This is a genomic window from Thermoflexus hugenholtzii, from assembly GCF_018771565.1.
Classification (GTDB): Bacteria; Chloroflexota; Anaerolineae; order Thermoflexales; family Thermoflexaceae; genus Thermoflexus; species Thermoflexus hugenholtzii_A.
Genome location: NZ_CP076326.1, coordinates 2,726,495 through 2,751,883, shown reverse-complemented (window position 1 = coordinate 2,751,883; position 25,389 = coordinate 2,726,495). Strand labels below are relative to the sequence as shown.

22 protein-coding genes, 1 tRNA gene and 2 rRNA genes are annotated in these 25,389 nt (G+C 68.8%); 4 read left to right on the top strand and 21 right to left on the bottom strand.

Features of this window, described 5'->3' with window-relative positions; all coding sequences use genetic code 11:
• Positions 1 to 31: 31 nt before the first annotated feature.
• From KNN16_RS12470 to KNN16_RS12390, 17 genes are all read right to left on the bottom strand, one after another.
• Positions 32 to 3,448 carry an FtsK/SpoIIIE domain-containing protein gene (locus KNN16_RS12470; protein WP_303897275.1) on the bottom strand — a complete coding sequence of 1,139 codons (3,417 nt, stop codon included), beginning with the start codon at positions 3,446 to 3,448 and terminating at the stop codon, positions 32 to 34.
• Positions 3,449 to 3,536: 88 nt separating this feature from the next.
• Complete coding sequence (locus tag KNN16_RS12465) at positions 3,537 to 4,076, bottom strand: hypothetical protein (RefSeq protein ID WP_303897272.1); 540 nt, start codon at positions 4,074 to 4,076, stop codon at positions 3,537 to 3,539.
• Between the two features lie 34 nt (positions 4,077 to 4,110).
• Positions 4,111 to 5,577 carry a hypothetical protein gene (locus tag KNN16_RS12460; protein ID WP_303897270.1) on the bottom strand — a complete coding sequence of 489 codons (1,467 nt, stop codon included), beginning with the start codon at positions 5,575 to 5,577 and terminating at the stop codon, positions 4,111 to 4,113.
• A gap of 99 nt (positions 5,578 to 5,676) precedes the next feature.
• Positions 5,677 to 6,123, bottom strand: coding sequence for a hypothetical protein (locus KNN16_RS12455; RefSeq protein WP_303897268.1), 447 nt, complete (start codon positions 6,121 to 6,123; stop codon positions 5,677 to 5,679).
• A 16-nt stretch (positions 6,124 to 6,139) separates the two neighbouring features.
• The gene (locus KNN16_RS12450; RefSeq protein ID WP_303897266.1) at positions 6,140 to 7,495 is read right to left on the bottom strand and encodes a hypothetical protein; all 1,356 of its coding nucleotides are present in this window, start codon (positions 7,493 to 7,495) and stop codon (positions 6,140 to 6,142) included.
• A 3-nt stretch (positions 7,496 to 7,498) separates the two neighbouring features.
• Positions 7,499 to 8,515 carry a hypothetical protein gene (locus KNN16_RS12445; RefSeq protein ID WP_303897264.1) on the bottom strand — a complete coding sequence of 339 codons (1,017 nt, stop codon included), beginning with the start codon at positions 8,513 to 8,515 and terminating at the stop codon, positions 7,499 to 7,501.
• Between the two features lie 36 nt (positions 8,516 to 8,551).
• Entirely contained in the window at positions 8,552 to 8,941 is a 390-nt protein-coding gene (locus KNN16_RS12440) for a hypothetical protein (RefSeq protein WP_303897261.1), read from the bottom strand.
• Positions 8,938 to 9,336 carry a hypothetical protein gene (locus KNN16_RS12435; protein ID WP_303897260.1) on the bottom strand — a complete coding sequence of 133 codons (399 nt, stop codon included), beginning with the start codon at positions 9,334 to 9,336 and terminating at the stop codon, positions 8,938 to 8,940. Before KNN16_RS12435 ends, KNN16_RS12440 begins: the two co-directional genes overlap by 4 nt.
• Positions 9,337 to 9,349: 13 nt before the next feature.
• Positions 9,350 to 9,715: a hypothetical protein gene (locus KNN16_RS12430; protein ID WP_303897258.1), complete on the bottom strand. Its 366-nt coding sequence runs from the start codon at positions 9,713 to 9,715 to the stop codon at positions 9,350 to 9,352.
• Entirely contained in the window at positions 9,715 to 9,906 is a 192-nt protein-coding gene (locus KNN16_RS12425) for a Flp family type IVb pilin (protein WP_088570322.1), read from the bottom strand. The genes KNN16_RS12430 and KNN16_RS12425 overlap by 1 nt, the downstream gene beginning before the upstream one ends.
• A 26-nt stretch (positions 9,907 to 9,932) precedes the next feature.
• Positions 9,933 to 10,835 (bottom strand): hypothetical protein, encoded by a 903-nt coding sequence (locus tag KNN16_RS12420; protein WP_303897257.1) that lies wholly within the window; start codon positions 10,833 to 10,835, stop codon positions 9,933 to 9,935.
• Positions 10,832 to 11,794: a type II secretion system F family protein gene (locus KNN16_RS12415; protein ID WP_303897256.1), complete on the bottom strand. Its 963-nt coding sequence runs from the start codon at positions 11,792 to 11,794 to the stop codon at positions 10,832 to 10,834. Before KNN16_RS12415 ends, KNN16_RS12420 begins: the two co-directional genes overlap by 4 nt.
• A gap of 17 nt (positions 11,795 to 11,811) precedes the next feature.
• Entirely contained in the window at positions 11,812 to 13,128 is a 1,317-nt protein-coding gene (locus KNN16_RS12410) for an ATPase, T2SS/T4P/T4SS family (RefSeq protein WP_299284246.1), read from the bottom strand.
• 116 nt (positions 13,129 to 13,244) lie between these two features.
• Positions 13,245 to 14,399: a hypothetical protein gene (locus KNN16_RS12405; RefSeq protein WP_303897254.1), complete on the bottom strand. Its 1,155-nt coding sequence runs from the start codon at positions 14,397 to 14,399 to the stop codon at positions 13,245 to 13,247.
• On the bottom strand, positions 14,396 to 15,514 hold the full coding sequence (locus KNN16_RS12400) for a hypothetical protein (RefSeq protein ID WP_303897252.1): 1,119 nt from the start codon (positions 15,512 to 15,514) through the stop codon (positions 14,396 to 14,398). Before KNN16_RS12400 ends, KNN16_RS12405 begins: the two co-directional genes overlap by 4 nt.
• A 10-nt stretch (positions 15,515 to 15,524) precedes the next feature.
• Positions 15,525 to 15,851: a hypothetical protein gene (locus tag KNN16_RS12395; protein WP_303897249.1), complete on the bottom strand. Its 327-nt coding sequence runs from the start codon at positions 15,849 to 15,851 to the stop codon at positions 15,525 to 15,527.
• An 18-nt stretch (positions 15,852 to 15,869) separates the two neighbouring features.
• Positions 15,870 to 16,172, bottom strand: a complete 303-nt coding sequence (locus tag KNN16_RS12390) for a hypothetical protein (protein ID WP_303897248.1) — start codon at positions 16,170 to 16,172, stop codon at positions 15,870 to 15,872.
• A gap of 236 nt (positions 16,173 to 16,408) precedes the next feature.
• On the opposite strand from KNN16_RS12390, the gene KNN16_RS12385 reads away from it, so the two are divergent.
• The gene (locus KNN16_RS12385) at positions 16,409 to 16,972 is read left to right on the top strand and encodes a sigma factor (RefSeq protein WP_299284232.1); all 564 of its coding nucleotides are present in this window, start codon (positions 16,409 to 16,411) and stop codon (positions 16,970 to 16,972) included.
• Positions 16,973 to 17,039: 67 nt separating this feature from the next.
• On the opposite strand, the gene KNN16_RS12380 is transcribed toward KNN16_RS12385, so the two are convergent.
• From KNN16_RS12380 to KNN16_RS12365, 4 genes are all read right to left on the bottom strand, one after another.
• Positions 17,040 to 18,113, bottom strand: coding sequence for an RNA polymerase sigma factor RpoD/SigA (locus tag KNN16_RS12380; protein WP_299284229.1), 1,074 nt, complete (start codon positions 18,111 to 18,113; stop codon positions 17,040 to 17,042).
• A 229-nt stretch (positions 18,114 to 18,342) separates the two neighbouring features.
• Positions 18,343 to 18,414: transfer RNA gene (locus tag KNN16_RS12375), tRNA-Met, on the bottom strand.
• Positions 18,415 to 18,426: 12 nt separating this feature from the next.
• Positions 18,427 to 18,544 (bottom strand): 5S ribosomal RNA (gene rrf / locus KNN16_RS12370).
• Between the two features lie 159 nt (positions 18,545 to 18,703).
• Positions 18,704 to 20,273, bottom strand: a 16S ribosomal RNA gene (locus tag KNN16_RS12365).
• A gap of 970 nt (positions 20,274 to 21,243) precedes the next feature.
• On the opposite strand from KNN16_RS12365, the gene trpS reads away from it, so the two are divergent.
• From trpS to KNN16_RS12350, 3 genes are all read left to right on the top strand, one after another.
• A complete protein-coding gene (gene trpS / locus KNN16_RS12360) occupies positions 21,244 to 22,284 on the top strand; it encodes a tryptophan--tRNA ligase (protein ID WP_303897247.1) in 1,041 nt (346 codons plus the stop codon).
• Positions 22,285 to 22,344: 60 nt separating this feature from the next.
• The gene (locus tag KNN16_RS12355) at positions 22,345 to 23,715 is read left to right on the top strand and encodes a TrpB-like pyridoxal phosphate-dependent enzyme (RefSeq protein WP_299284223.1); all 1,371 of its coding nucleotides are present in this window, start codon (positions 22,345 to 22,347) and stop codon (positions 23,713 to 23,715) included.
• 571 nt (positions 23,716 to 24,286) lie between these two features.
• Entirely contained in the window at positions 24,287 to 25,309 is a 1,023-nt protein-coding gene (locus KNN16_RS12350; protein ID WP_299284220.1) for a D-2-hydroxyacid dehydrogenase, read from the top strand.
• Positions 25,310 to 25,389 lie beyond the last annotated feature (80 nt).

Sequence of the window (25,389 nt, the reverse complement as noted above, 5' to 3'; positions counted from 1 at the left end):
AATTCCGTGGCGGGGAGACTCCAAACGCTTGCTATTCGCCCAATGGGAGCAATATCCATTCGCCCTCCCCGGGGGCGCTCAGCCAGGCCAGCCCGGGATGATCCGCTGCGATGGACGGTTGGGAGGGACGTTCCTCCGGGGAGCGGCTCAACGTCCAGGCCCGCAGCTCCAGGCGCTCTCGCCCGACCAGGAGGTAAGCGCCCCAGCGGGGCCGGCGAAGGGGAGGCGGGATCTCCCCGGTATAACCCAGGCGCATCCGGAAGGTGTCGGTGTCCGGGAGGACCGCCAGCCAGGGGATCCCCTCCGCTTCCAGACGCCCCAGCTCCTCCAGAAAACTCTGGGGATCCGGGAGGCTTTTCAACGCCGGGATCTCCTCCAGGTCCCCCTCCGGATCCCAGGTCCGAAGGGCGATCCCGGCGCCCGCCACGCGGGACAAGGAACGCCGCAAGGGATCCAGGGCCGCCACCAGCTCGGGGGCCATCCGCAACGCCGGGCGACGGGGGGAGAGCAGGACGCTTATGGGCTCCAGGTCGAGATCGCGCCAGCCCAGGGGCCACCACCACCCCTCTTCCGTGCGGGTGGGGAGCGGGAGCTCCGACCACCGCCCGAGCCAGGAGCGGGCCAGCGGCGGAGCGGGAGGAGGCGGCGGCCCCATGGCCCGTCGCAATCGGATCTCCCGTCCCCCCTCTCCGTCGGCCAGCCAGCCCTGAAAGGGACCTTCCGGGATCGGGCGCCGCCCCATGAGGGCCTCCCACTCCGGAGGATCCAGCGCGAGGAACACCCGAACTGCCGGACGGCCTCTCAAGGGACGCAAGGGGAGCTCGCGGCGGGAGGCCGTCCAGATCCACAGCTCCGGCCGTCCCGTCAGGCCCTCCAGCCCCGGCTCCAGCTCCCCCATCGCCGCTTCCGGGATCCGCTCCACGCCATCCAGAACGAGAACGGTAGGGGAAGGATCGGTGGAGAGCGTTCGAAGCAACCGGCGGAGCCCTTCCCGGTCCTCGGGGAGAACGCGAAGGACCCATGGGCACTCCTTCCACCCGCCGTCCCCATCCACCACCGCCACCCGCCGGCCCGCCCGGGCGGCCGCGGCGGCCGCCGCCATCAGGGCCGCCGTCTTCCCCGTCCCCGCCTGCCCCACCAGCCGCCAGTCCGGCGCCGAGGGGGTGAGGAAGATCCAGCGGATCTCGCCGATCTCCGGGTAGTCCGCCACCCCGATCCCGATCCCATGCTCCCCCTCCCCCTCCGGGAAGCCCGGATCGGCCGGCAGCGGCGGGGGCGTCCGCCGCGGGGCCGGAGGGTCCATCCGGGCGAGCGCCTCCACCAGGACGTCCAGATCCCGCCGCGCCTCGCCGCCGATCACCTCCCGCCGCAGCCGCCGGGCGGGATCCACGGGGTCCATCCAGAGGATCTCCCGGGCCCCGAGACTCCGCCCCGAAACATAGGCCACCCGGATCCGCCGGAACACCTCGTTCTGGCCGACCTGGACGAAGGCCCACCCGGAGCCGACCAGATACGCCGCGTCCGGCCGCCCGATCACCGCGGCGGATTCGTCCGGGGTCTCGCAGCGCAGGGCGATCCGCACCCGAAGGTTCGCCCGCAGATCCGCCGGCACCGCGCTCCCCAGCCGCTGGGTGGCCAGCACCAGATGCATCCCGAGGCTGCGGCCCAGCCGGGCCAGGCGGATCATGCGGGCCATCCCGTCCGGGATCGCCTCCAGCATCTCCGCGAACTCGTCGGCCATCACCACCAGATGCGGCAGCCCAATCTGGTCGGCATGATCCGCCCCGCGCGCGGCCAGGACCCGCTGCCGCCGGTCCAGCTCCCCCTCCAGGGTCCGCAGGGCCCGGGCGGCCTCCCGGGCGTCCAGGTTGGAGAGCAGCCCCACGCAGTGGGGCAGCCCCTCCAGGGGCGCGAAGGCCCCGCCCCCTTTGAAGTCGATGAACAGCAGCTGCACCCGCTCCGGGGGGAAGTGGAGGGCCAGCGCCAGGGCCAGGGTGCGCAGGGCCTCGCTTTTGCCGGACCCGGTGGCCCCGATCACCATCGCATGGGGGCCGTGGGCGCGGTCGTGCAGATCCAGCACAAAGGGCTCCCCGCTTTCCTCAGTTCCGAGCGGGACCGCCAGGGAGGGGGCCTTTCCGCGAAGGGCCCGGAGGCGCTGGATATCCTCCGGCGCCGTCTCCCGCGCTTGGATCCCCCACAGGGCGGGGGCAGGCACCGGACGGGGCGAGGGACGCATGCCCATCGGACGCAGCGAGGCCAACCGCCGGGCAAGGGCCTCCGCGTGCCCCGCGGTCAGAAAAGGCCCGGGATCCCGTCCCTCCTGCGGCCCCCCATCCCGATGGGAGATCCAGATCCCACCCCCGGGGAACAGGACAGCTTCGGTTCGCACCTCCCCCGGCACCGGCTCCCCCGGCGAAAGGATCAAAACCGGGTGGATGCCCCGGACAGGGCCCTCCCGGAGCAGCTCCCCCAGCCGGGGATCCCCCAGCGCGTCCGCGTCCAGCAACAGCAGAATGCGAGGGAGGATCCCTTCTCCCCGTCCCCGTCGGCGATAGAACTCTTCGAAGATCCGCTCCCGGACCGCGGCGGGTCCATCCGCCCATCCCTCCCGTTCCTCCCCGGTGTGGGGCAGCCAGCGCAGGAAGGACCATTCCGGATCGGCGAGGGCGGCGAAGAGCCCCACCTCGCTGGGGGAATGGGCAAGCGCCACCTCCAGGAGGATCCGCCGGAGGATTCCCTCCTGTCCCGGGAAAACCCGAAGCACTGCCGGGCGGCGGAGGTCCAGCCCGAGGGGGACCTCCCGGCGCATCTCTGCAATCGACCGGACGGCGTGAGCGGCCCCTCGCAACGGCGGCGGCACCTCCTCAGGGTCCAGCGAGGACCAGCGCCCTTGAGGGGGACGGAGCGGTTCGGTGGTAAGCCCCAGCCGGACGTGCAGGAAATCGGGATCCTCCGGCCGGCGGAACCAGAGATCGGATCCGCTTCGCAGCCGGGCCTCCAGATCTTCCCACGGAGGGAAGAGCGTGCGCTCCCAGGCCTCCATTGCCTGACGCCATGCCTCCACTCCTTCGAGGAAACAACGAAGCCGCCGCTCTGAGCGGGCCAGGGTCTCCTGAAGCTCCCGGCGATATCGGGAGAGACTCCACCGGTGCTGGATCTCGGCGGCCAGGAAGGAGGAGCCCAGGGCCAGAGGGAGGAAGAGCAGCGAGACCCAGCTGGATCGCATACCGGTCAGGGGGCCGACCAGCCCGTAGACCAGCGCCATCAGCGCCCAGGGGGCGTGGAGGTAGAAAGGCGGCCGCTCGGGGGCCCGAGGCACCGAAGGGAGCTCCGGAGGCTCCGGGAGGCCCATCGGGGTCGCCGGCAACCGCCGCAACCCCGGCCAGATCCGCTGCACCGGGGCCTCCGGGTCCAGCATCTCTTTCCCATCCCGCTCCACCCAGCCCATAAAGCCTTCTCCTTCAAGATCCTGGAAAGGTGCGGAGGCGAACGCTCCTGGCTCCCTCGCTCCCCCGCTTCCCTCATCTCCGGGAGGTCTACCGCGGCAGCGTGAAGGGGATGGAAAACCGCCGTCCGTTGCGCCGGGGCGCGAAGGTCCGGATCTCCGGCGCCAGCCACCAGCGCTCCGTGGGCGGGACGGCCAGGCCGGGCTCGGCCGCCATCCGGGCCCGCCGCAGCCGCTCCGCCGCCCATCGGTCCCCCGTGGTGAGCGCATCCAGGACGACCCCCTCCCCCCGCCCCGGCGGATGTGGCGAAAGGATCCAGGCCTTCCCGTCCGCAATCACCCGGAAGCCCGGACCTCCCGGAAGCGGCGTCACCTCCTGCACCCGCACCCCCTCCATCCCGGCCCGGGCCAGCAGATCCGCCAGATACCCCCGCAGGTCCTCCGGCGGCCGGATCTCCCGGGCCTCCTGCTCCCGCCGGCGGGCCAGCTCCTGCAGCGCCCAGGCCTCCAGCGCCTCCCGGATCCGCCGCGTCTCCCGGGCGTTCCGGGCCCAGCCCCACGTGGTGGCCAACCCCAGCAGGGCAAAGCCGAAAATTAGCAGCATCCCCAGAGCCAGATCCCCCTCGGTCATCGCGCGCCTCCCCGAATCGAAGGTGCCACACGAATCATTCGTGGAATGCCTTTAGAAAGAACTTCGCCAGCCCCTTCAGGTCTTCCGAAAGCCGCCGCAGCTCCCGCGCCCAGGGATTGAAGGCCCAGGAAAGCGCCAGCAGCAGCATCCCCACCCCCAGCCCCAGCAGCCACCGGGGCCGCCGCAGGGGCTGCACCCCGAACACCACCCCGTCCGCCACCGTCAGCCGCCCCGCAACCGGAAGGCGCAAAAGCGCTGCCTTTGAGCCGGGCGGCAGCAGGAAGCGCCCGTCGGGCCCGGTGATCCGGATCTGCTCCTCCACCTGCACCACAGCCCCCGGGATCCCGGGCTCGTCGGGGTCCAGCCGGCCGTCCCCATCCCGGTCCAGGAAGACGATCCCCCAGATCGCCGAAGGCGTCGGCGCCGGCGCGGGCGGAGGGGACGGCGTCGGCGTCGGCGTCCCCGTCGCCGTCGGCGTGGGCGAAGGCAGGGGCGTCTCCGTGGGCACCGGGGTCGGCGTCGGCGTGCGGGTCCGCGTCGGAGCGGACGTCCTCGTGGCCGTCGGCGTGGACGTTGGCGTCTCCGTGGGCGGCGGCGGAGGCGGAGGCGGCGCGAAGGTGGAGGTCGGCGTTGCCGCAGGCGTCGGCGTGTTCGTCGGCGTGGGGGTCGGCGTATCCGTAGGCGTGGGAGTAGGCGTGTTCGTCGTTGTAGGCGTCGGCGTGGGCGTGTTGGTGGGCGTGGGAGTCGGCGTGTTTGTAGGCGTAGGAGTAGGCGTATCCGTGGGCGTGGGCGACGGCGTGAAGGTCGGCGTCGGCGTGGGCGTCCATGTCGCGGTCGGGGTGGGCGCCGCATAGCCCTGGATCCGCACGTAGTCCACGTGCAGGCTGGTCCAGTTCCCCCAGAAGGCACACCCATAACGGTAGTTGCCGATGTGGATCCCCCCGGGCCGCCCCGCCCCCGGCGGGATCGCCCCCGAGGCCCGCGGCGTTCCATCCATCAGGAGCATCCATATCCCGGAGGAGCCGTAGACCTCCAGCCGGACCGTGAAGAAGGCCTCCGGCGACGGCGGAGCGTAAACGTCCCCCTCGAAGACCGCCACCTGGGCGCCGCTGCTGTTGGCGTGGATCCGCAGGATGTCCTCCACGAAGGACCAGTAAGCGCCGCCGGAGCAGCCGGCCGGCGTGCCGGTCCCCACGGAGAGCAGCATTCCGAATGGCGTGCGCTCGGGGAAGCGCAGGCGGACCTCGACGGCATAGTCGGAGTAGGCGGCGGGGATGGAGACGGAGCGGGCAGCGAAGCCGGAGTAATCGTCCCGCCCCGGGCCGTCCGCGGAGGCGTTGTCGGCCCGGATCACCGTTGCCCCGCCGTCTGATGAAAAGGCGATCTCATCCCCGCCTCCGAACTGGTAGATGCTCCACCCGGTGTTCCCGTTGAAGTCGTCGAAGAACACGTCGACCCAGCCCGACTGGGCCCGGACGGAGGAAGGAACCACCGGGAGCAATCGGGTGATCCCCCCAATGAGGACGAATAACAGGAGGATTCTCTTGCTCCGCGTGACATCTCTGAACATCTCGTCCCGTCGCTCCATGCCCTGTCGCCTTTATCCTCCGAAAGCGATCCGGGTCAGGGCGGCCGCCAGCGCCCAGCCGGCGGTTGGGGCCGACATGGGGACGCGCACGCGCGGGGCGAGCCCCGCCCGCCATCCCCAGCCCATCCGCCAGGCCCGCAGGCGGGCCAGCGCCACCAGGGCCACCAGACCCACCGCCGAAGGCCCGATCCCGCCTGCCGCCGCCAGCCCCATCCAGACCTTGGCATCCCCTGCGCCGACCCCACCGGCCCGCCAGCCCAAGAAGAAAGCGGGCCACAGGATCAAGCCCGTCCAGTCCCGTGTGATCAGGGCCAAGCCCAACCCGGCTCCCAACACGGTGAGGGCGATCGGTGCCGGGATCCGCCCCTCCGGCCGATCCCACCGCCGATCCACCCAGAGCATCCCAGGGACCATCACCGTAAGGAACGCCAAGCGCATGCCCTCGGTGAGCTCGCTCATCCAGAGACCGCTCCGCTTAGGGTGTGTTCCAGTTCACGTAGCCGCCGCAGGTGGGGTCGGAGCACACCACCCCCTGCCCCTCCCGCACCGCCAGGGGCAGATACAGCCAGGGGATCTTCCCCCGCCACACCAGGGGGATCCACCACGCCTTCCCCTCCGGCCCCTGCACCTGCCCCCGATCTGGATGCAGATGCGCATAGGGCCGACCGAAGGGCTCCAGGGTCAGATCCAGGACCCCATCCCGCGCCTCCTCCAGGACCCACTCCTTGCGGGCCACGTAGGTCTCCGTCCGCCTTCGGCCCGGGGCCACGACGGGGGGATCGGTCCAGCAGTCCATCTCCCCCCACCACGCCCGGGGCAGGGGCTCGCAGATCGCGCGGGTTCCGGTGACGTCCCGCACGGTCTTTTTGTCGACCCGCAGGCGCACGGGCCATCCCCGCTGGAAGTAGCCGTTGAAGGCGGGCAGCGTCCGATCCCCGAAGGCCACCTCGCTCACCTGGCCGGTGGCCGGATGGGAGGCGTAGGGGAAGTTGATCGCCACCTCCCGTCCGGGGGCCACCTCGGCGTCCAGGCCGGCGGCGGGGAACTGCAGGAGACCGGGCAGGAGGACGGCCTCCATCATCCCGCTGGCGTCCTGCTGGAAGCCGCCGGGGGCGGTCCAGAGCTGGAGGCGCAGGCAGGCGGTGCCGGCGGGGACCTGGTGGGCCAGCAGTTCCGCCTCGCGCATCCCGCAGGGGAAGGGGGCGGCGCCGGGGCCGCGGCTTCCGCCCCAGGTCCACAGGCGCCAGCCGGAGTCGGCGGATTGGGGCCAGGGGGGCTCCTCCCAGACCAGGCGGGCGGTGGGGCGGAAGACCCCCCAGGGGTCCTCCCGGGCGACGAAGCCGACGGGGTAGGGGGTGACCCGGAAGCGGTGGGGTGGGACCTGGACCTTCAGGCGGATGGTCTGGCCGTAGTAGTCCCGCCAGGCGCAGGCGCCGGCGCTGTCCCCGACGCCGGAGCCCAGGGTGGGGTTCTCCAGGCAGTAGGTTTTCCAGGCGACGTTGGCGGTGGGGCAGAAGTCGGGGCCTTCGCCGAAGCGGTGGGTGATCTGGACGTGGCCGGCGCAGTCGATCTCTGCCTGGGCCTCGACGCAGGAATTGGGCCCGGAGCCGGGAAGGATCACCCCGATGCGGGTGGTCCCGGTGCACCGCCGCGCCTCCCGCCCCGAAGCCCCCAAGTCCTGCGTCTGACGGATCTCAAGGTCCAAGCAAGCGGGGTTCCAGCTGTCATCACACTGATCCTGGCCCTGGGCAGCGACGGGGCTGGGTCGGCTGGTTGCCCACCCGAACAGCAACAGGAGCGCCGAAAGCATTGCAATCCACCGCATCCCCATCTTTCACCTCCTGACCTCTGACCCTTCCGGGCGGATGATGAGGGTGCCGATGGGTTTCACGGTGGAGGGGTTGATCGTCTCCGGGAAGATCTCCTCCAGGCCGAAGCGGGCCAGCAGTTCCGAGCGCCGCCAGAGGGGCAATCCGAACAGTTTCGCCAGGTCCTCCGCCGAGCCCGCCGGCGCTGCGTGGATATCCCGAGGCGGAAAGGGGCGCTTGTAGGCAATCCGAACCCAGCGTCGAATCTTCAGATCGTAAGCTACTGCCAGGATGCCGCGGGCAACCTCTCCGCCTTCGATCCGGTAACGGGCCCAGATATCCTCCCGGCCCTCTTGGCGCGCCACCCCCCAGGCCAGGGGACCATCCGAATAGACATAGACCAGGATCGGGAAGTCGGGATCCCCGGTGGCGACGGCCGTGTAGGGCAGATAAAGGTGGTCAATCCGCTTCCCCTTAGCATCATAGTAGACATCGAAATTCTCTCGCTTTACAGGTTTCGCCTGGATCTGAGGCGCCTCCATTCCAGGGGCCCAGAACCAGGGGACGGAGAGCACCTTGTCCTCCACCGAGGGCGCGGGGACGTCGGGGTTGGGGACCAGGGTGTGGGCCAGGTCCCGGGCCAGCCCCTCGTAGACGCAGGCGGGCTCGATGCGCTGGGGCGGCTTGGGCAGCTGGATGGGCTGCCCCGTCTTCGGATCCCGCAGCGTCCCCTGGAGAGGAACGAGCTGCCACAGCCGGGGGTCCTCGGGGCACCGGGGGGCGGGGGTGCGGGTGGGGGCCTGGGCGGTGGCGGTGACGGCGGCGAAGATCGCCGTTTTCGTCAGGGGCGGCAGGGTGGGGGCGGGCCGCTCGCCGGGGAGGGCGGCCTGCTGGCCCAGCCAGAGGGCGAGCAGGTAGAAGGCGGCCAGGAGGGGGAGGGTGAACAGCAGGCCCCAGGTGGCGGGGCGCAGGCGGCGGCGGCCGTAGTGCTCATACGTGAGATACCACCACAGCTCCTTGAAGAACCACCGGATCCAATACATTGCGACCTCCTCGCCGGCTTTGAATCCATCTTGCGATCACTGGCCTTCCTGAAGGATCCCCTCCAGCACCGTCCCCTCGATCGCCACTCGGGTGGAGAGGGTCCCCAGGAACCCCCGGGTGGTCACCCGAGCGCGCGCGGCACAGGCCGGAGGGACAGACATGCAGGAGACCTCCTCCAGGACCGCGCCGGGGATCCGGGCGTCCGCCCAGATCTCCGCTACCCGCGCCGCCATGGCGGCGGGCTCCCCCACCAGATGCCCGTCCGCGTCCGGGGCGCTCATCTGAGCCCCATCCCGGACGGCCAGGTTGAGGACCGCCCGGGTCCGCTCGATGCGGATCTGGTGCACCATCAGGTCCCGGATCGCGGCCGTCATCGGCGCGAACACCACCGCCAGATACAGGGCCAGGAACGGCAACAGGCTCATGGCGGGATCTCCTGCCAGCCGGATTTCCAGTGTTCGATATAGGTCTCCTGGCGGACCCGGACGTCCTGTCCCAGAAACGAAAGGAGGGGAACAAAGAGCGTCGGGCGGGCGATCACGGTGCACACCACCCGGCCGCCCCAGACCCCGTCGTGCTGGACGGTGACGTCCACCAGTCGCCGGCCCAGCACCGCCCGGGCGGCGGCCTCCCCCTGGCGCAGCCCCTGGGCCCCGTCGGGGGTCTGGGAGGCCTGGGCCGCGCAAGCGTAGGCGGCCCAGACCGCGAGATTCGCCGTCCGCCCCCGCTCCATCAGGCCCAGGATCCCCCAGAACATCAGGGCGAGCACCGGCAGCGCCAGGGCCAGCTCGGTCAGGGCCTCCCCGCGGCGTCCGCGCATAGGTCCTCCCCCGTCACCACCAGTCCTGCGGCGGCCCGTCCCAGAACCGCCACTTGCGGAAGAGCAGCTGCAGGGACACCCGCCAGCGGATCGGGACGCCGTAGAAGCGCCCGCCGGTATCCTGGACCTCGTCCACGCGGGCCTCCAGGGCCCGGCGGGCCGGATCGATGGCAGAGACGATCTCCGCCGAGGTCACGCCCGGATAGGCCGAGGTCCGGAAGGCGGCCTCCGCCGCCAGCCGGGAACGGACGCTCCAGCGCAGGGCGTAGGCGCCCGCGTAAAGCATGTAAAGCAACAACAGGAAGAAAGGAACCATAGCCAGGGCGAAGGAGACCAGGCCCTGGCCCCGCTGATCCCGCCGCCGGCGCGCCCTCCCCATCAATCTCCTCCTGACGCCGCTCCCGTAGCCTCGTCCATCTTCTGGCCGCCGATCCGGAAGGCGTTGAGGATGCGCTGGCGGACGCCCGGCAGGGCCAGGGCGGCCACCACGGCGATGAAGAGGAACAGCAGGGCGAACTCCACCAGGGACTGTCCCTCCTCCTCCGTCAGAAACGCCCACAACGTCTGCATGGATCACCTCCGCTCACCGCGAAGATTTAGAAGCCGAGCAAGTCCTGGCCGCCGGCGAAGACGTGATAGAGCAGGACGATCATGTAGCCCATAATGGCCAGGATCCCCGCGGCCATTACGTAGGGCTCGACGGCCGTCACCCGCTCGGAGACCTCCTGCTCCATCTCGGAGCCCAGATCCTGGATGAGGGAGGAGAGGATGACCTCAAAACCGGCTCCTCCGGAGATGGCTGCGCGCACCCCATCCATGAAGCGGATCAGGTAAGGATCCCGCGGATCCGGGGCATGGAAGAGGGCTTCCTGAAGGCCGGCCTCCCCGCGCGCCGTGTAACGGGCGACCAGGAAGCGGGCCCAGTTGGCGAACACTCCGTCTCCCACCGCTGCCCGGGAGAGGGCATCATCCCAGGCTCTCCCTCCGCGCAGGAAGCCCCGGGCCGCCGCCAGCACCAGGAGCATGTTCGACCGAAACCGCCGCTTCCGGGCGGCGATGGCCGCCGCGATCCGTCGATCCGGAGACAGCACCCCGTAAAGCCCTGCCGCCAGCCCTCCCAGGATCCCCGGGATCAGGGTGCCCAGGAGCAGGCCGGTGAGCAGACTTCCTCCGATCATCGCCAGAAGGCCCAGGGCCATCCCCCACAGCCGCGCGGCCCACACCGCCGAGACCGTGGCGTAAGGCGTATATCCAGAGCGGGCGATGCGCTCGGCCAAGGGAGCTCCCCGGCGAAGCGCGATGCCCTCCCAGACAGGCAGCAGCGGCCACAGGAGGGGATAAAGCGGCGTCAGCCAGGCCGGCAGCGCAGTCCCCCGATCCAGCGGATCCGGGCTCTCCGGCCGGGCCCGAATCGGATCCGCCGACCGCAGGAGGGACGCCCACAGCCCTCCCAAGACCAGCCCGCCGGCAAGGAGCGCCGCCAGATCCGCCAGGCTCATCGGGCTTCCCCGCCGGGCAGGATGGGGTTCCCATAGCGGTCCGTGGGGATCAGGCCGGCGCCTCCCCGGGCGATGCCCACCGTCTCTTCCATCGAAAAATATCGATCCATTATCCACTGGGAAACCATCAAAGCCCCCCACCATCCGCCCACGATCAGGACGGGGCTGATCGGATCCCCGAGGAGGAGATCGCGGAACATCGGATCGGAGGCGATCAACAAGAGCAGGCCCGCCGCGGACATCACGATGATGAGATAGATCCGGCGTTGCATCCCGCGCCCCCGGGCCCGGGCGACCTCCAGGATGCGGCGCACCCGGTCCATCTCCTCCGCGATCACCTGAACGATCTCCGAGACCCCCGCGCCGCCGCTCATGAACACCTGCAACACCTGGGCGGCCGAGGTGGCCACCGGATGGGCGAGGGCCGCTGCCCACTCCTGAACCGCCCGGGTTCGCGCCTCCGGCGCATCGCCGGCCCGAGCCAGCCGCTCCTCCAGGTCCGTAAGGGCCCGACGGGCCACCGGTCCGCATACTTGCTTGGCCCGCGCGATGGCCTCCGAGCGCGGCGCGCCGGCCCGCAGCCCGGCTGCCAGCATCCGCAAGAAGACGAGGAGCTCCCCCGCCAGGAGCAAGCGGCGGGTCGCGGCCTGCTCCTGGGCACGGACGAAATAGAAACTGGCCCCGAAGAAGGCCAGCATCCCGGCGGCCACGGGACCCAGCCCCGCCATCAGGCCGATCAGCCCACCCGCCGCCGCCCAGAGGACCGCAAACTGCAAAAACAACGTGGGCGGCAGATCGATCCCTGCGGCCCGCAGCATGCCCTCCAGCCAGGGGCGGCGCACCAGTTCCCGCCAGCCGGACCGGATCAGAGCCTCCTCGGTCGGGCGGGCCAGGGCGGCCAGCGCCCCCGCCCCCACAATGGCACCCGCCAGCAATGCCACCGCGTCCCGCAGATCCATCGGATCCCCCCGATCTCTCACCAGACCATTGCGCCGGCCCCCCAGGGCAGATCCGTCAGCCCCAGCTCCTCCGCCGTAAAGCGCGGCCGAGCCGGCCGGGAAGCCGGTCGCAACCCCTCCCCCGTCCGCTGAAAGACCGTCCGCAGGGCCGGCTGATCGGAATCGCCCTCCACAAAGGGCAGGACCTCCGCGATGGCCTCCACGAAGCGCTGCCCTCCGTCCGGCCCCTCCCGGTAACCCATCACCACCACCGCCGCCACCGCCTCGGCAAACATCATGGCGATGGTTCGGACCGGAAGATCCCGGGCCTCCGGGTGGGCCTGGGCCATCTGGAGGTAACGCGACCACACCCGCTGGACGCTATCGGTGTGCATCGTGGTGACCTGGGGGCCGTGGCCGGTGTTGGCCGCCCGCAGGATCTCGAAGGCTTCTGGACCCCGGGCCTCTCCCACCACGATGCCGTCGGGGCGCTCCCGCAGGGCCATCACGATCAGATCGAAGGCCGAGAAGGGGACGATCTCCTCGCCCGGCAGCTTCTGTCGGGTGAGCTTGTGCACCACGTTCCCCGGGTCGCTATCCGGGCGGCCGTCCCAGAACACCATCAGCTCGTAGGAGTCCTCGATGATCACCAGGCGGAACTCCCGGCCCACCTCCCGCAACAGCGCCCGGGCCAGGGTGGTCTTGCCGCAACCGGTCGGCCCGGCGATGATCAGGGTTCCCCGCCGCCGGAGCACCCCCAGCAGATACCGAGCCGCCTCCGGGGTGAGCACCCCTCCCGCCACCAGATCGGATAGCCCGGGCGCTCGGCCGGGACGGGCCAGGCGCACCGTCAAACAATCCGAGGGGACCAGCGGCGGGGCCGACCAGGAGATCCGCACGGTCAGGAAACCGATGGGATCCGGGAGATCGATGGAAAAAGATCCCTCGGCGGCCGGCTTCACATCCCCCGGCGTGCGGATCCCGTAGCGCTCACACAGCCGGCGGATCCCTCCCATCAGGCGATCCGGATCCTGCACCTCCCCCCAGCGCGCCCAGCGCCCACCCCGGAAGACCCACAGATAGCGCCGGTGGTGAAGGGCGAAATCCTCCACCGCGGGGTCGCTCAGGATGGGAAACAGCTCCTCCCAGTCCAGAACGGCCAGGGCAGCCCGGGCCAGCGTCGCCGGAGCCGCCGCCGGCCCCAACACCTCCTGGGCCGCCCGCAGGGCATCCGCCACCCCTGCCGGACGTCCTCCGGTGTTCCGGGAAAGGGCCGCCCGAAGCGCTTCCAGAGGCAGCGCGGCCTCCGTAGGGAGAAGCGACTCGATGGTCTCCGCCCGGATCTCCGGGAACATCCTCCGCTTGCCTCCTCGTCCGGTCCGGTTTCATCGCACCCGGCCAGGCCGATCGCACCCCTCCTCACCGTCTCCGCCCTCCTGCTCATCGCGTGCCGGCTTTCCTCGTTCCGCCCTCATGGGCTCTTCTCCACCCACCGGGCCTGGTCCCCCGGCAAGGGATAGATCACGCGATCCTCCAGCCGCGCCACCCAGGACAGCGGGAAACCGAGCATTCCGGACCCATCCGCCTCTGTGCCAAACAGCAGGAACGATCCATCGGAGGAGCAGCCTCCCTCCACATAGGGGAGGAGGTGATTCGGCATGGAGAATCGTTCGTCCCCTCGGACGAAGGGGATCCGACCCTCCGCTCGGAAAGCGTCTACGAGCTGCCCGCGCGCTTCGATGGCGCCCAGCGGACGCACCGTTTCAGCGGACAGATCGGCGATGTAGAGCTCGCTATGTTCGAGCCCACCGCCCGCGGCGCCGCCCCACGGATGCCGATACACCGCGAAGTCCAAAACCACCCAGCGACCTCGAGCCCCACAGACCGGTTTCCATACCCTTGTCTCAACGATCCCTCCTCTCTCCGTGGTCCTGTATCGGATCTCCATCCGAACCCCTTCCGTCCCAACTTCCGGTGGGGAGATCTCCTCTATCTTCTGCGAGGGATCCGGCCGGAACAGCTCCGCGGGCAACGGAAGCGATCGGACGGAACCGTCCGATCGCTTCACGCAGAGGGAGCGGCCGTCCGGGCACGGCGACGCCTCCGGAGAGGCCGAAGAAGCCTCCTTCGGACCCACCCCCGAAGGCGCCGGGGCGCAGAACACCATCGGCGCCTCCTGCGCCCCCAACGTGGGCTGCACCGCCACCCGCGCGCACAACTCCCACCCATCCCCCGCCCGCCGCCAAAACGCCCTCTCCAGCCGCGTGATGTAAAGACCCACCTCCGGCACCGGCCCCAGCCACCGCTGCCCGTCCGTGAACCAGATCGCATACGTGTCCGCCGTATACGCCGTCCGCTCCTTCGCAAACTCCCGCACCACCCGCACCGCCAGCCAGTGATCCCCCGTCCGAAAACCCTCCGGAAGCGGCTGGGGACGGAACGCCAGAGGCGCCGGAGTCAGCGTGGGGAGACGGGTCCGCGTCGGAGCTGGCGAGGGAGAGGCCGCCGCCTCCTTCGCCGGAGCCGTGGCCCCCGGACGCGGCCCGGGGGATGGCTCCGCCGGGGCGCCGCACGCCCCCAGCAGCAACCCCACCACCAGTCCCACCGCCTTCCACCGCCCGCTCATGGCATCCCCCCTCCGGACTGGCCTTCTCCCTTCGAAAACGCCAGCATCCACCATCGCTCTTTCCGGGCCTGATCATCAACGGCTTCGAGGAAATCCTCCCAGCGGTAGCGCTCGGAGCGGTTGAAATAGGGGTTGCCGATCACCACATAGCGCCCCTCGGGCCCCTCCTCCAGCTTCTGCACCGTCACCCAGTGGGAGACGGAGTCTGAAGCCTGATGGGGAGTCAAAAGACCATCCCCAACCTGCAGGCCGCGTTTCTCTTGAATGCGCACCAGGGCCATCAGGGCCTCCCCGCGGCCGAGGCGCTCCTGCAAGCTCTGCCACAGCCCCTCCGAATCCTGTTCTCCATTCGGCACCCAAGCTTGCTCTCCCTTTAACCCCAGTTCGCCCGCCGCTCGGATCAAGTCATGGGTCCCGGTGTAGAAGCCGAGGCTCCCCTTGCCCGGACGGGCTTGGATGTTCTCGCGAATCGATTGCTGAAGCGAAGCATCTGCGGTGCGCAGCGTGCTGGCAATCGCCGCCTCCACCGGGACGGAGCGGCCCAGCACCGCGCTGGCGGCCATGCTCAGCCCCACCGGACCGCAGGCCGCGCTCCACGGAATGGACTCCGGCAACGGTTGTCCTTCCCGGAGCCCCAGCAAGGACCGGAGGGAAGCCTCCGAAACCCCCAGCTGGAGCAGCTGGGCCGTGGAGACGCGGGCCTCGAACTGGCTTTGAAGGGGACGTCCGGTGGCGTCCACGGCGCGGGGATACCCCTCCGGGCTCAGGGCGAGGGGCACGAAGGGCAACGCCCCGCGCTCCGCCGTAGGGGCCTCCTGCACCATCCGGGCTGCCATCCGGAAGGCCTCCTCCAGCCGGTCCATGGCCCGCTCCAGGACCTCGGCCATGCGCATCAGATACTCCGCGCCCCGTTGCCAGCGGGGATACTGCCGGACCCAGAAGGCGCGGAACTGTTCCCCGGGCACCGCCCGGGCGATCTCCCCCAGCGCGTTTCCGTGCCCCTGGGCTCGCTGAGCCAGGGTCTCCCATTCCCGGGCCCCCCGCCGCAACGCCCGGGCGATCTCCCGAACCGCCTCCGGCTCCACCTGCAGCCCGCGAGGATCCTGCGCGCCCATCGCTTCTCCCTCACAACGTTGGATCCGGCAGCGATCGCAGCATCTGCTCCACCTCGGCGACGGCCTGGGCGATCCGTTCTTCCCCGGCCGCAATCGCCCTGGAGAGCTGCAAGCCTTCCACCAGCCAGCGCTGGAAGATCTCCAGCCGGCGCTGGGCCTCCTCCAGGTAACCCCGAGCGGCCTCTCCCGCCCAGAGGCCCGGCAGCTCCTCCAGGAGCGCCCTCCTCACCTCCATCCCGATACGCTGAGGGGTTTCCTCCTCCAGCCCCCGTCGGTAGGCCTGGATCGCTTTCGGCCAATGCGTCCACTTTCGCGACGCCGGCTCGTCGTACGCCATGGCTCCTCCTTTGTGCCCTCAATATGCGCGCGGGGATCGCATGCGCCGCGCCTGCTCCTCCTCCAGGGCTTTCAGGTTGTTCAGGGCCTGGCGCAGCGCGGCGATCGCCGCGCGGTTTTCTTGAACGCACTTCCGCAGGTGCTGGATCAGGGTTTCGCCGTAAGCCCGCGCTGCCGCCCCATGCGGCACCCAGCGGGGTTCCAGCGGCTCGATGGACCGGCCCATGGTCGTTGTCTCGCCCTCCATCTCGCCCATGACCTGCTCCATCTCCGCGCAGAGCGCGAAGGCCTGATCGTAATCCACCTGGTAGATCCGTCCCATCCCGATCGCCTCCGCGAGGATGTCTCATTAAGATGATAGACAGTCGCCCCTCTCTCTCGTTGCCGCCCCGCTCAACGCCCGTTCCCATTTTTCCCATTTTTCTGAACGCGATCTCCGGTTCGAATGGGGCACCGCTTATCATCATGACGGAACCGGCCGCATGGACGGCAGGCGCCCTGCGCCCGGACCGGCTCCCCTCCGTGCGGCCGTTTTCATCCCGCCCGGAGGAGCGCCGGATGAGCAGGGACCGCATGGCGCAGGCCTTTGCGGACTTCGATCGCATCCAGCAACTCGTGGAGCGGGCCGCCACCCGTCTCTTGCGCGTCCTGGACCTCCCCTCGTGGCTGGATCCGGAGGATGTGATGCAGGAAGGGTTCCGGATCGTTTGCGAGGCGGTCGAGCGATGGGATCCCGAGCGGGCACGCTTCACCACCTATCTTTACCTCCACCTGGACCTGTTTCTGCGTCGGGCGATCCTGCGGCGCCTGAGAGGGCATGCCGAGTGCCCCTTGTGGGAGGAAGAGGAGGAGTCCGGGGATGGGATCCATGAAACGGTGGAAGCACGGGAGGAGCTGGAGGCGCTGCAGCATGCCCTGCAACGCCTGAAGGAGGAGATGCCCCTGGCCTTCGCGGTGGTGGTTCGCTATTTCGGGCTGGAAGGGCATGCCCCCAGCGCGATCCCGATGATCGAGCGGCGGCTGGGGTTGACCCGAGGGGAGGGCCAGGGCTGGTTGCAGAAGGGCCTGGACCGCCTGCGGTCGCTGCTCCAGGAGAGGGATGGGGAGGGAAGGGGAGGCTGAAAACAAAAAGGGCTGACCTCCCCTCTCAGGGGAAATCAGCCCCAGGTGAGACCATCTGTGTCCGCGCTCATGCAGCCTTGAGGAACTCCCGCATCTGGCGGACCTTCATCTGCTTGCGCAGGTAGCGCAGCGCTTCCGCCTCGATTTGGCGGATCCGCTCCCGGCTGAGGCCGAACCGCTGGGCGACCTCCTCCAGGGTGTAGGAACGGCCGTCCTCAAAGCCGTAGCGGAGGCGCAACACGCGGGCGTGGCGGCTCGGGAGCTCATTGAGCAGCTCCTCGATCTGCTCCCGCAAGAGCTGGTCCGCGACCACCTCATCGGGAGCCGGGCTCTCGGCGTCCCGGATCGCTCCCTCCAGGGTGGTCTCTCCCTCCTCGTCCATCGGCTCCTCCAGGGAGAGCAGAGGCCGGGCGGCGTTCCAGAGCCACTCCACCTTATCGGTGGCCGTGCCCATCCGTTCCGCCACCTCCTCCGGCGTGGCCGGGCGGCCGGCCTCCTGCTCGATCTGATGGGCGATCCGCTGTGCCTTGCGCAGCTGCTCCTGGGCGTGGATGGGCAAGCGGATGGTGCGCGCTTGCATGGCCAGGGCCCGGGTGATGGCCTGGCGGATCCACCAGGTGGCATAGGTCGAGAAGCGGCGGCCCCGCTTGGGGTCGAAGCGCTCCACGGCCTTCATCAGACCCAGGTTCCCTTCCTGGATCAGATCGAGCAGGGGCACGCCGAGGCCCTGATATTTCTTCGCCACGCTGATGACCAGGCGGAAGTTCGAGGTGATCAGCTTCTCCCGGGCCTGGCGGCCCTCTTCCACCAGCCGCTCCAGGCGCTGGCGGACATCGGGCGGGAGGTTTCCATCCCGGGCCAAGCGGCGGGCGGCCTCACGCCCCCGGGCCATCCGCATGGCCAGCTCCTTTTCCTCCTCAGCGGTGAGCAACGGATGGTCGGTCACCTCCCGAAAATACAGGGAGATCAGATCCCGATCCTCCGCCAGCTCGCCCAGGACCGGGAGGGAGGTTTCCTCATCGAGCTCGGCCCATTCCGCCTCCGCCTCAAGGGCCTCTTCGTCCCAGGGCTCGCCCCAGAGCTCCTCGTTTTCCAGCTCCTCCTCCTCATCGGGGAGGATCGGACGGTTTCGACGCTCCATTGTGACCTCCTTCCGGCGCTTCACAGAGAATCCGTGCCGGGAAACCGTGAAGCACCTTTCCGTATCCTATGGAACCCGCATCCGGCGTGACACACCTGCGTCTGTGGTCAGGCTGGGACCGCGTTTTGGGAAGAAATCAAAGAAGAAAAGATGGGCGAGCGGTCATTTCACCGTCCGCCCTTCCCACAGGGGTGCAGGAGGAGGATCTGGCGGATCCCGAACCTTCCAGTTGCGGGGGCGGGATTCGAACCCGCGACCTCCAGGTTATGAGCCTGGCGAGCTACCGCTGCTCCACCCCGCGGCGCGCCCATTCCCCTGGCAACGGCCTACTCTCCCAGGGGGTCGCCCCCCCCAGTACCATCGGCGCTGGCGGGCTTAACTTCCGGGTTCGGGATGGGACCGGGTGTTTCCCCGCCGCTCCAGTCACCAGGGGAATGGGGATGTTCCGGCATCTTAACAACTGAATTGTGGTAGGAAGGCCGGGTATCCGGCGTTGGGACGCCAGGGGGAACCCCTGACGGACCACCTTGGGGTGGGTCGAAGGGCATCCGGCTCACGCCGGGATATCGCCCCCGACCGGCACTCCCTAGAAAGGAGGTGATCCAGCCGCAGCTTCCGCTACGGCTACCTTGTTACGACTTCGTCCCAGTCGCCGGCCCCGCCTTCGACGGCTCCCTCCCTCCCCCACGCAAGGCCCCTCCGGGGAGAGGCCCTGGGTGGGGGAGGGTTGGGCCACCGGCTTCAGGCGTTGCCGACTCCCATGACGTGACGGGCGGTGTGTGCAAGGCCCGGGAACGTATTCACCGCCGTATGGCTGACCGGCGGTTACTAGCAACTCCGCGTTCATGCAGGCGGGTTGCAGCCTGCAATCCCAACTGAGCCCGGCTTTGATGGGATTGGCTCCCCCTCGCGGGTTGGCAACCCATTGTACCGGGCATTGTAGCGTGTGTGTAGCCCCGGGCATCAAGGCCATGCTGACTTGACGTCATCCCCACCTTCCTCCGGCTTGTCGCCGGCAGTCCCCCTAGACACGTGTAACTAGGGGCAGGGGTTGCGCTCGTTGCGGGACTTAACCCGACACCTCACGGCACGAGCTGACGACAGCCATGCAGCACCTGTGCCGGCTCCCCTTGCGGGGTCCCTTCCCTTTCGGGTCGGTACCACCGGCATGTCAAGCCCGGGTAAGGTTCTTCGTTTTGCATCGAATTAAACCACACGCTCCGCTGCTTGTGCGGGCCCCCGCCAATTCCTTTGAGTTTCAGCCTTGCGGCCGTACTACCCAGGCGGCGCACTTAACGCGTTAGCTTCGGCACGGAGAGCGTGGTCAGCCCCCCATACCTAGTGCGCATCGTTTAGGGCGTGGACTACCCGGGTATCTAATCCGGTTCGCTCCCCACGCTTTCGCGCCTCAGCGTCAGGGACGGGCCAGGTGGCCGGCTTCCCCACTGGTGTTCCTCCCGATATCTACGCATTTCACCGCTACACCGGGAATTCCACCACCCTCTCCCGCCCTCAAGGGCTCCAGTATCGAGCGGCCTCCCCGAGTTGAGCCCGGGGCTTTCACGCCCGACTTAGAGCCCCGCCTACGCGCACTTTACGCCCAGTAAATCCGGGTAACGCTCGGCCCCTACGTATTACCGCGGCTGCTGGCACGTAGTTGGCCGGGCCTTATTCGCCGGGTACCGTCCTTTCTCGTCCCCGGCAAAAGCGGTTTACACCCCGAAGGGCTTCTTCCCGCACGCGGCGTCGCTGGGTCAGGCTTTCGCCCATTGCCCAAGATTCCCCACTGCTGCCTCCCGTAGGAGTCGGGCCCGTGTCTCAGTGCCCGTGTGGCCGGTCACCCTCTCAGGCCGGCTACCCGTCATCGGCTTGGTGGGCCATTACCCCACCAACTACCTGATGGGCCGCGGGCCCCTCCCGGCGCGACCCGGTTCGTCTCCTCCCCGGGCCTTTCCTCGACGGGCCGTCCCCGCCGAGCGTATGCGGTATTAGCCCCCCTTTCGGAGGGTTATCCCCCACGCCGGGGCAGGTCACCCACGTGTTACTCACCCGTTTGCCGCTAAGAGGGCTCGGCTTGCGCCTACCCCCTCTCCGCTCGACTTGCATGTGTTAGGCACGCCGCCAGCGTTCACCCTGAGCCAGGATCAAACTCTCCGTCGGCTCATGCATCCCCAGGAGGTTGACCTCCCGGGGTGTAAGGTCCGACCGCAAGACTTCCGCCGGACGTCCCCGGACGCTTCCTACCACAATTCAGTTGTTAAGGTGCCGCCCCACCGCTTCGGAGACCCTTGCCCCTCGGGCAACCTCGCAGGGCATCAGGGCCTCCAGCGCATCTTATTTTATAGCACAGGCGCGGGCGTTTGTCAAGGCCCATCCCTCCGCGCCCTGCCGGGGGTCTGCCCCCACCAGGGGCGATGGCCCTCCGGCCTTCTCCAGGCCTATGTTATAACCGAGGACGGCCACGCTGTCAAAAATCCCCCCCACGGATGGAACGGTCGCCCCACGCGGCCTCCTTTGTCGTCTGACAAGCGGACTTCGCGCGATCGTTCCGCGATGCATCGCCCTCCGTCCCTCGTCCAAGGCAGGTCCGAATCTCCCACCAGGGGAACCGAAGCGCCCGCTCACCGGAGCTTTCCAAGCGCGCAGCAGGGCGACCGACCGCCCGCCCCCTGAGCCTGGGGCGGGATTTGACAAATCCGGCTGCAGATGCTAAAGTGGGAACAAATCAAGGGAAGGCCTCCGGGCAGCATCGCCTTCCAACGGAGAGCCTTAAATGCGATGAAGGGGAAGAGTAGGGATCCGGCGCCGCCCAGAGAGTCGGGGTTCAGGTGGGAGCCCGATGCGGATCCGGATCCTGAATGGGCCCCGGAGCAGCCGCCCGAACCGGAGCATTCCTCCGCAGTAGGCGCGGCCGGAGACGCCACCGTTATCGGCTGAGGGCCTCGTCCGGCGATCCCAACCGGGCGGCGCCTGCGCGAAGGAGAGGGGCTGGCTTCTCCTCCGGAGAGGCCAAGCCCAAGAAGGGTGGCACCGCGGGTTCACACAGGGCCCGTCCCTTCAGGGGACGGGCCCTGTCGTTTTTCCGGAGGTGATTGGGGCTCCGCATTCTCCTGGACACGAGGAGGTTGCGATGGGGAACAAAAAACGCGTGCTGACCGGCGATCGGCCCACCGGGCCGCTCCATCTGGGCCACTACGTGGGAACCCTGGCCAACCGGGTCCGGCTGCAGGACCAGTATGAGGTCTTCCTCCTCATCGCCGATTATCACGCGCTCACCACCCGACCCGAGAAGGCGGACATCCTGGCCTCCCGGGAATACATCCGGGAGATCGTGCTGGATTACCTGGCCGTGGGCATCGACCCCGAGAAGACCACCATCTATTTGCAGTCCGACGTCCCGGAGGTTTGCGAGCTCACCTTGCTCTTCTCCATGCTGGTCACCCTGCCTCGGGTGGAGCGCATCCCCACCCTGAAGGACATGATCCGGGACCAGAAGATCGAGAACCCCTCGATGGGTCTGATGCTTTACCCCATCCTCCAGGCGGCGGACATCCTCCACGTGAAGGCGGAGATCATCCCGGTAGGGAAGGACCAGGAATCCCATGTGGAGCTGTGCCGGGAGATCGCCCGCCGCTTCAACAGCCTCTACGGGGAGGTCTTCCCGGAGCCCGAGGCCCTGATCGGGGACGTGCCCACCCTTCCGGGGATCGACGGCCGGGCCAAGATGAGCAAATCCCTGGGCAACGCCATCTTCCTCAGCGATCCCCCTGAGGAGGTCGCCCGCAAGGTCATGCAGATGTTCACCGACCCGACCCGCATCCGGCCGGATATCCCGGCGGACCCCGATGCACCGCACAACGTGGTGTTCCGTTACCACGAGGCCTTCAACGACGACAAAGCCGAGGTGGAGGAGCTCAAGGCGCGCTATCGCCAGGGGAAGGTGGGCGATGTGGAGGTCAAGCGCCGGCTGATCGCCGCCCTTGAACGGTTCCTCGCGCCCATCCGCGAGCGGCGGGCGTATTATGCCGCGCGACCTCAGCTGATCGACGAGATCCTGGCCGCCGGCGCGGCGAAGGTCCGCCCCATCTCCCAGGCCACTCTGGCGGAGGCCCGGGAGGCGATGGGCCTGAGCGCCCGTCGCTTGGCCGAGCTGAAAGCCCGGCTGCCGTAAACCGCAAGGGGTGGGGCTCGGCCCCGCCCCTCTTTCCGAAAACCATGGCGGAGGTGCCCCATGAAGAGCGAGCGAACGCGTTTCCTGCTCTCCGAAGAGGACATCCCTCGGGCGTATTACAACATCCTGGCGGATCTTCCCTTCGAGCTGCCGCCGGTGTTGCATCCCGCCACCGGCCGCCCCATCGGCCCGGAGGATCTGGCTCCTCTTTTCCCCATGGCGCTGATCCAGCAGGAGGTCAGCCGGGAGCGGGAGATTGAGATCCCGGAGCCGGTGCGGGAGATCTACCGTCTCTACCGGCCCACCCCGCTGATCCGCGCCCGCCGGCTGGAGCGGATGCTGGATACCCCCGCGCACATCTACTACAAATACGAGGGGGTGAGCCCGGCGGGCAGCCACAAGCTCAACACCGCCCTGGCCCAGGCTTTCTACAACAAGCAAGAAGGGGTGCGGGGGCTGACCACGGAAACCGGAGCAGGGCAGTGGGGCAGCGCCCTGGCCATGGCCTGCCGGTTCTTCGACCTGGAGTGCACCGTCTTCATGGTCAAAGTCAGCTACCACCAGAAGCCCTACCGGCGCATCCTGATGGAGACCTTCGGGGCGCGGGTGATCCCCAGCCCCAGCCCGGAGACCGCTGCAGGACGCAAGGTGCTGGCGGAGAACCCGGACTCCCCGGGCTCCCTGGGGATCGCCATCAGCGAGGCGGTGGAGGCGGCGGCCACCAGCGGCGGGCGCCTGAAATACAGCCTGGGGAGCGTCCTCAACCATGTGCTGCTCCACCAGACCGTGATCGGCCTGGAGGCGAAAAAGCAAATGGAGATGGCCGGGGAATACCCCGACGTGGTCATCGGCTGCGTGGGCGGAGGCAGCAACTTCGCCGGGCTGGCGCTGCCCTTCATGCGAGATCGGATCGTCGAGGGGCGGCCGATTCGCTTCGTTGCGGTGGAGCCCACCGCCGCCCCCAGCTTCACCAAAGGGGTTTACGCCTACGACTACGGGGACACGGTGCGGACCACCCCGCTCCTCAAGATGTATACCCTGGGCCACACCTTCACCCCCGCTCCCATCCACGCCGGCGGGCTGCGCTACCACGGGATGGCGCCCATCCTGTGCGCCCTCTACGAGAAGGGCTACCTGGAGGCCGTCGCCTACCCGCAAACGAAAGTCTTCGAGGCCGCTGTCCGGTTCGCCCAGGCCGAGGGGATCCTCCCGGCCCCGGAGTCGGCCCACGCCATCCGCGCGGCCATCGACGAGGCGCTGCGCGCCAAGGAGGAAGGACGCCCGCGGGTGATCCTGTTCAACCTCAGCGGCCACGGCCACTTCGACCTGGCCGCCTACGATCAATACCTGCGCGGGGAGCTGCCGGATTACGAATACCCGGCCGAGGAGGTCCTCCGAGCCCTCGCCGACCTCCCCCGGGTCCCCGCCTGAACCCGAGGCGCGTGAAACCGCAGCCGGGAGTTTTCCACGGATTGTGGAAAACTCCCGGCCCATCCCCCAGATATGGGAGGAGGCCTTTCCGAAACCCCAGGATCTCGGGGCGGCCGATGGGGCCAAGGAAGGCGGCGGCTGGGGAAAACCGGCGTGAAACCTGTGGAAAAGAAGGTCATGCTGGGGATAACTTCTCCCCAGAAGCCATCCTTTTTCCCCAACATCCACAGCGCGCTGGCGATCCGCATCGGAGGATCCCCCATATATGGGGGCTGTTCGGTTTTCCACAATTTCCATGAGTTTTCCACACGCGCCTTTATTAAAGGGTTTTCCACACCCCCTCTTCATGCCCCAGAGGGCGGGTTCTCCCAGATCTGGTTGGGAGAGGGACCCTCCCCCGCAGATATACGAGGGCTCGAACGGGAGCCCTCGAGATCTCCACAATCCACAGCCTCTACGACGGCGACGGGATCTTCATAATATGAGGAATTGGGTTGTGAATTTCCGGCCAGGGCAGGCCGGGGGCATCATGCTCGTGCAGGTGGATCTTTCCGCATGGAGGGAGAGACGGATGAGCAACGAGACCCGACGGGTGCTGATCACCGCTCGGTTCGATCCGGAGTGGGTGGCCCGCTGGCAGGCCCGCTGGCCGGCGTTGCGCTTCGAGCTTCACCCCACACGCCATGCGGAGAAGATCCCGCTGGAGGTATGGCGGGAGGTCGAGATCCTTTACACCTTCAACACCCTGCCGCCTCCCGAGTGGGTGCCACGCCTGCGCTGGGTGCAGCTGCACTCCGCCGGGGCCGATCATGTGCTGGAGCATCCCCTGTTTCGCAGCCCGGTGGAGTTCACCACGGCCAGCGGCGTGCACGCGATCAACATCGCGGAATACGTGTTCGCGATGGCCCTGGCATGGTTCCACCGTCTCCCTCGCATGCTGGAGTGGCAAGCCCGGGGCCAGTGGCCACCGGATCGGGAGCGATGGGCGCTCTTCGTGCCGGAGGAGCTGTGGGGGAAGACCATCGGCATCGTGGGCTACGGCAGCATCGGCCGGCAGGTCGCCCGCCTGGCCAAGGCCTTCGGGATGCGGGTGCTGGCCATGCAGCGTGGGGAGGATCATCGGGATCACGGCTTCGTCTTCCCCGGCACAGGGGACCCGGAGGGGACGCTGCCGGATCGTTTCTACACGCCGGCGCAGCTGCACGAGATGCTCGCCGAAAGCGACATCGTGGTCATCGCCGTCCCGCTGACGCCGGAGACGCGCGGGATGTTCAACGAGGCGGCCTTCCGGGCGATGAAGCGAGACGCCTTCCTGATCAACATCGCCCGCGGATCCGTGTGCGAGGAGCCCGCGCTGATCCGGGCGTTGCAGGAGGGGTGGATCGGCGGGGCGGCCCTCGATGTCTTCGAGCAGGAGCCGCTGCCGCCGGAGCATCCCCTCTGGCGGTTGCCCAACGTGCTGATCAGCCCGCACGTGGCCGGCTTCACCCCCCACTACGACGCCCGGGCCGCGCAGATCTTCGAGGAGAACCTCGCCCGCTATATGCGCGGCGAGCCTCTGCTCAACCGGGTCGATAAGGCCCGGGGTTATTGACCCCGGAGGCCTGCCTGGCCTGAACGAGAGGGGGAAGGGGAGGCTTGCGGGCCCGCCTTCCCAGATCTTCGGGAAGACCT